The 4,893-nt window shown below is 68.9% G+C and carries 6 protein-coding genes; 3 read left to right on the forward strand and 3 right to left on the reverse strand.

Annotated features, from left to right (window positions below):
• Positions 1-82 precede the first annotated feature (82 nt).
• Complete coding sequence (locus IAE41_RS21810; RefSeq protein WP_079220403.1) at positions 83-637, reverse strand: queuosine precursor transporter; 555 nt, start codon at positions 635-637, stop codon at positions 83-85.
• Positions 638-750: 113 nt separating this feature from the next.
• Positions 751-1,710 (reverse strand): mitochondrial fission ELM1 family protein, encoded by a 960-nt coding sequence (locus IAE41_RS21815; protein ID WP_079220404.1) that lies wholly within the window; start codon positions 1,708-1,710, stop codon positions 751-753.
• A gap of 126 nt (positions 1,711-1,836) precedes the next feature.
• Between IAE41_RS21815 and IAE41_RS21820 the strand changes: the two genes are divergently transcribed.
• On the forward strand, positions 1,837-2,427 hold the full coding sequence (locus IAE41_RS21820) for a malonic semialdehyde reductase (protein WP_079220405.1): 591 nt from the start codon (positions 1,837-1,839) through the stop codon (positions 2,425-2,427).
• Positions 2,428-2,510: 83 nt separating this feature from the next.
• Complete coding sequence (locus IAE41_RS21825) at positions 2,511-3,221, forward strand: YceI family protein (protein ID WP_079220406.1); 711 nt, start codon at positions 2,511-2,513, stop codon at positions 3,219-3,221.
• 250 nt (positions 3,222-3,471) lie between these two features.
• On the opposite strand, the gene IAE41_RS21830 is transcribed toward IAE41_RS21825, so the two are convergent.
• The gene (locus tag IAE41_RS21830) at positions 3,472-3,873 is read right to left on the reverse strand and encodes a hypothetical protein (RefSeq protein WP_200734538.1); all 402 of its coding nucleotides are present in this window, start codon (positions 3,871-3,873) and stop codon (positions 3,472-3,474) included.
• Between the two features lie 142 nt (positions 3,874-4,015).
• Between IAE41_RS21830 and IAE41_RS21835 the strand changes: the two genes are divergently transcribed.
• The gene (locus tag IAE41_RS21835; RefSeq protein WP_200734539.1) at positions 4,016-4,801 is read left to right on the forward strand and encodes a hypothetical protein; all 786 of its coding nucleotides are present in this window, start codon (positions 4,016-4,018) and stop codon (positions 4,799-4,801) included.
• The last annotated feature ends 92 nt before the right edge of the window (positions 4,802-4,893 follow it).

Below are 4,893 nucleotides of genomic sequence, written 5' to 3' on the forward strand. Positions count from 1 at the left end.
GTTGGTAGGTGCCGACCGTTGGTCGGCACACTCTGTCAGGTGCGATGAACCCAAAAGGATCGTGCCGACCAACGGTCGGCACCTACCGGGCCAGCGGGGCCATCTTCCACAGCAACGCGCGGAACGGTGCCAGCAGGCACACGCCGATGGCCAGCTTCACCGCCAGGTCGCCTGCGGCCCAGCTCACCCACGGCAATGCAGAACCGGCGAAGGCGATCGACCAGAAGATCGTGGTGTCCACCGTCGCGCTGCAGGTGGTGGCCACCATCGGTGCGCGCCACCAGCTGCCACGGCGCAGGCGGTCGAAGACCGTGATGTCCAGCAGCTGGGCCACGATGAAGGCCGAGCACGAGGCAATGGCGATGCGCGGGGTCGCCACCCACACCGACAGCACCACTGCCACCAGGAAACCGATCCACGCCACCCGGCGGGCCGGGCCCGGGCCGAAGCGGCGGTTGATCAGGTTGCTCACCAGGAACGCCACCGGGTAGCTGAACGCGCCCCAGGTCAGCCAGTCGTTGATGGGGTACTGCACCAGCACGTTGGACAGCAGCACCACCGCGCCCATGGCCAGCACTGCCAGCACGAGCGCGCGCGGGGTCAGCGGGGCAAACACAGGGTCAGGACGCACAGACATGGCGAGCCAGGGAGGACGAGGGAATCGCCCATTATCCGCCCGGTGGCCGGCAAAGCCAAAACCGCCCGTAACCCGGTGACGTGCGCGAAGCGGCTGCCGGCCAGCGGCCGACACTACCCCAGCGACAGGCGCGCGTGCACTTCCGCCGCTACCCGCGCGGTTTCGCGCAGCGGCTCGATGCGGTCGTACTGCCAGTCCAGCCAGCGCGCCTGCAGCCGCCCGCGTTCATGCAGCTGGCGCTGGAAGCGGGCCAGCCGCCCCTGCGCGGTGCCGGCCAGGGCCACCATCACCGGCATGCGCGTGGCGCTGGCTTCAGAGAGCAGGTTCACCGAATCCGGCGATACCACCACCCGGTTGGCCCAGCCCAGCAGGCCGGCATACGGGTTCACGCCGTCGCCGCCGTCGCCCCAGATGACATGCGGCAGATGCGCGAACTTTGCGCGCAGGATCTCGGCCAGCGCCGGCGGCGTGCGCCGCGAGGTGGTGGCCAGCAGGCTGCCGCCTTCGCTGCGGATCTGCTCGGCCAGTGCGTCGAACACGGCCACCATCGCCGCCTCGTCCCACGGCGCCAGCGGTGTCGGCCCGCCCACCAGCAGCGCGGTGCGCGGGCCGGGCAGGGTGCTGAAACCGGCAAACGCCGCACGGCCCCAGGCCAGCCAGTCATCGTCCACCGGGTTCAGGCTGCCGACCAGGGTGAGCACGTTGCTGCCACGCAGGGCATCGTGTTCGGGCACCACCACCAGATCCCAATGGCGCGAGGGCAGGCGCGGGTCGAGGATCTGCACCGTGCGGCTGCCGCGCGCACGCAGCACGCGCAGCGCACCGGCGGCCTGGCGGCCACAGCCGATCGCCAGCGCAGGGGCCTGCGCGGCCAGTTCGGCGAAGTCCTCGCCGTAGCCGTTCACATCCCCGGGCAGGCGCCGCGGCGAGAGCCAGCGCCACGGCGCACGGGGCTGCAGCACCAGCGGGCGGTGGGTGCCCTGGCGCAGCGCCGAGGCCAGCGCGACCGCCTGGCGGACATTGCCGGCACGGCCGTCAGTGACCGTCCACGGCGCGCTCGATCGTTTCACCATTGGCATTAATTCGTTTCAGCCCTGCTGGGTGTTGCAACAGTCGCGACACTCTACACTCCTGATCGTCGTTTCGCCCCGGGTCGCCCGCGGGCACTCACTCCCTTTTGTTGCCCTGGAGATCCACCGATGTCCCACGCGCTCGACGCTGCTGCACTGGACCAGTTGTTCCGCACTGCCCGTACCCAGAACGCCTTCCTCGACACGCCCGTGGAAGACGCCCAGCTGCACGCCCTGTATGAGCTGGTGAAGTGGGGCCCGACCGCCGCCAATGGCAGCCCGGCGCGCTTCGTGTTCGTGAAGTCGGCCGAAGCCAAGGCCAAGCTGGCCCCGGCGCTGTCCGAAGGCAACCACGACAAGACCCTGGCCGCACCGGTCACCGTGATCGTCGCTTTCGACCAGGACTTCCACGAGAAGCTGCCGTACCTGTTCCCGCACACCGATGCCAAGGCCTGGTTCGACGGCCCGCGTGAAGGCCGCCACGAAGGCGCGTTCCGCAATGGCAGCCTGCAGGGCGCCTACCTGATCCTGGCCGCACGCGCGCTGGGCCTGGATGCCGGCCCGATGTCCGGCTTCGACAACGCCAAGGTCGACGAAGCCTTCTTCGCCGGCACCAACATCAAGTCGAATTTCCTGGTCAACCTGGGGTACGGTGACCCCTCGGGCCTGTTCCCCCGTCTGCCGCGCCTGTCGTTCGACGAAGCGGCGCGCATCGCGTAAGTCGCTGTATCGGTTTCGGGCCGCCGCCTTGGCGGCCTCTGCTGCACCGTGTACCCACCCTACGATTCCGGAGAGTTCCTCAGATGAGCGCCACCCGTAAACTGCTGCTGCCGCTGGCCCTGACCCTGGCCATCGCCGCCTGCTCCAAGCCGGCCGACACCGCTGCCCCGGCCGCCGATGCTGCCGCCCCGGCTGCCACCGAGCAGGCTGCCGCCACCCCGTCGGCTGACGCCGCTGCCGCCGCCCCGGCCGCCGAAGCGATCCAGATCGCCTCGGGCACCTACAAGCTCGACCCGAGCCACACCGACGTGCTGGCCCAGTGGAGCCACTTCGGCTTCTCGCACCCGAGCGCGCACTTCGGCAATGCCGAAGGCACCCTGGTGTACGACGCCGCCGACGTGACCAAGTCCACCGTGGAAGTGAAGCTGCCGCTGAGCGGCCTGAACAGCTTCACCGCCAAGTTCGACGAACACCTGAAGAGCGCCGATTTCTTCGACGCCGCCAAGTTTGCTGATGCCACCTTCAAGAGCACCAAGGTTGAAGCGGCCGGCACCAACAAGCTGACCGTCACCGGCGACCTGACCATCAAGGGCATCACCAAGCCGGTCACCCTGGACGTCACCGTCAACGGCGGCGGCGAGCACCCGATGGCCAAGGTCCCGGCTGCTGGCTTCGATGCAACCACCACCCTGAAGCGCAGCGATTTCGGCGTCGGCGCCTACGCCCCGAACGTCAGCGATGAAGTGAACATCCGCATCACCACCGAAGCGACTGGCGAAAAGCCGGCTGCTTGATGTAACCCGCTCACTCGTCGTGAGAAGGCAGAAGGCCCGCTGAAAAGCGGGCCTTCTTTTTTGGGGGGATGGGCCTGGGCGGGAACCCGCTTTCGGTAGAGTCGACTGTTAGTCGACTGCTCTTCGCGGTGCGCCAAGATCCCGCGCTGCGCGCGTTAGTCGACTAACAGTCGACTCTACCCCGTCGTTGCTTCCAGAACCCCGCCGGGATATCCGCAATTCTGCCGGCCAGCGGCCGGCACTACCGCCCTCAGCGCAGCGCCACCAGCCAGGCCGCGCACGCTTCGCTCGGGCTCTGCTTGGCCTTCACCGTCATGCCGCTGGCGCGTGCGAAGGTCTGTGCGGCCTGCGCCACCACGTTGCGGGCAATCAGCGCAGCCTGCTTGGTGGCCGCCTGCTGCTTGCGCAGCTGCACGATATGCACCGACGGGCGCCCCGCCGGCGCGTACTTCTGGTCGCGGCGCAGGATGTCGGCCACCTGGGCCACTTCGAATTCGGCCTGCAGGAAACGGTGCTCGGCCTCCAGCAGCTCGCGCAGCGGTGCGCGCAGGGCGGCCGGGTCGGCGAAGGCGGCCAGGGCCGTATCGCAGGCCGCGTCATCGGCGAGGCGGGTGCGCAGCTTGTCGACGCCAGCCAGGGTCAGTTTGCCCATGGAGGGCCTCACAGGTGCAGGAAAGGAGCGCGATTGTGGCAGAGAACGTTGCAACGCGTTCCTGTAGCGCCGAGCCCAAAGCAGCCGGGCATCGGCGCGGCCCTACAATGGACCGCTGTTTCACACCACGGAAGGCAACACCATGCAGGAAGCACAGTATTGGTTGAACGAATTCTGGGCCGGGTTGAGCGTGTTCGACCTGGCCCTGGGCAGCGTTCTGGGCACGTTGCTGGGGCTGCTGGCCGGCCTGGGCCTCTGGTATGCCCTGCATCGCCGCCGCTGGCTGCACCGGCAACGGCGCTGGCACCACTGGCTGCTGGCCAGCTACATGGTGCTGCTGCCGTTGGGCACGGCCTTCTTCGGCCTGCAGCTGGGGTTCACCGCCGGTGCACACCGCGCGCTGCTCAAGCAGCTGGACCACTTCCAGCCGCACCTGCAGACCCTGGTGGGCACGTGGAGCCACGGCTTCACCGATTCGCTGGATGACCCGCGCATGCGCGAGGCGCTGCGCAGCCAGGGCACGGTGGGGGATATCGCCGATGCAGTGGCGTCGGCCTACCTCAGCGAACACCCGCTGCCGATGGCCGACCGCCTGGGCGAGGGCCGGGTGGGGCGCGCCAGCGGCTGGGTCATCGGCAAGGTACGCGAAGGCGTGCTGCGCGGCCTGGTGGAAGACACCCTGGCCGACAAGGCCGGCGTAGTGGGCGTGGAGCCCAAGGTCGTGCGCGAGGCGCTGACCATGCAGGTGGACGAGCTGCTGCACACGCGCGGCGTGGTGCGGCTGGTCAAGGCGCAGATCAACGGCATGATGCCCGGCGTGTACTTCGGGCTGCTGCTGCCGTGGCTGGCCATCGTGCTGCTGATGGGGCTGGAGATCTGGGCCGCGCACCGGTTCGGCTGGGTGCGCCGGGCAGCGCCGCCCTTGTAGAGCCGAGCCCATGCTCGGCTTGCCGGTAAAGCAGCCGAGCATGGGCTCGGCTCTACAGGGCAGGCAGTGCGGACCAACGGTCCGCACCCACC

This window comes from Stenotrophomonas sp. S39, from assembly GCF_016624665.1.
Classification (GTDB): domain Bacteria; phylum Pseudomonadota; class Gammaproteobacteria; order Xanthomonadales; family Xanthomonadaceae; genus Stenotrophomonas.

Coding starts and splice junctions, on each gene's coding strand:
- IAE41_RS21810 (WP_079220403.1), bottom strand. CDS start 637: ATGTCTGTGCGTCCTGACCCTGTGTTTGCCCCGCTGACCCCGCGCGCG.
- IAE41_RS21815 (WP_079220404.1), bottom strand. CDS start 1,710: ATGGTGAAACGATCGAGCGCGCCGTGGACGGTCACTGACGGCCGTGCC.
- IAE41_RS21820 (WP_079220405.1), top strand. CDS start 1,837: ATGTCCCACGCGCTCGACGCTGCTGCACTGGACCAGTTGTTCCGCACT.
- IAE41_RS21825 (WP_079220406.1), top strand. CDS start 2,511: ATGAGCGCCACCCGTAAACTGCTGCTGCCGCTGGCCCTGACCCTGGCC.
- IAE41_RS21830 (WP_200734538.1), bottom strand. CDS start 3,873: ATGGGCAAACTGACCCTGGCTGGCGTCGACAAGCTGCGCACCCGCCTC.
- IAE41_RS21835 (WP_200734539.1), top strand. CDS start 4,016: ATGCAGGAAGCACAGTATTGGTTGAACGAATTCTGGGCCGGGTTGAGC.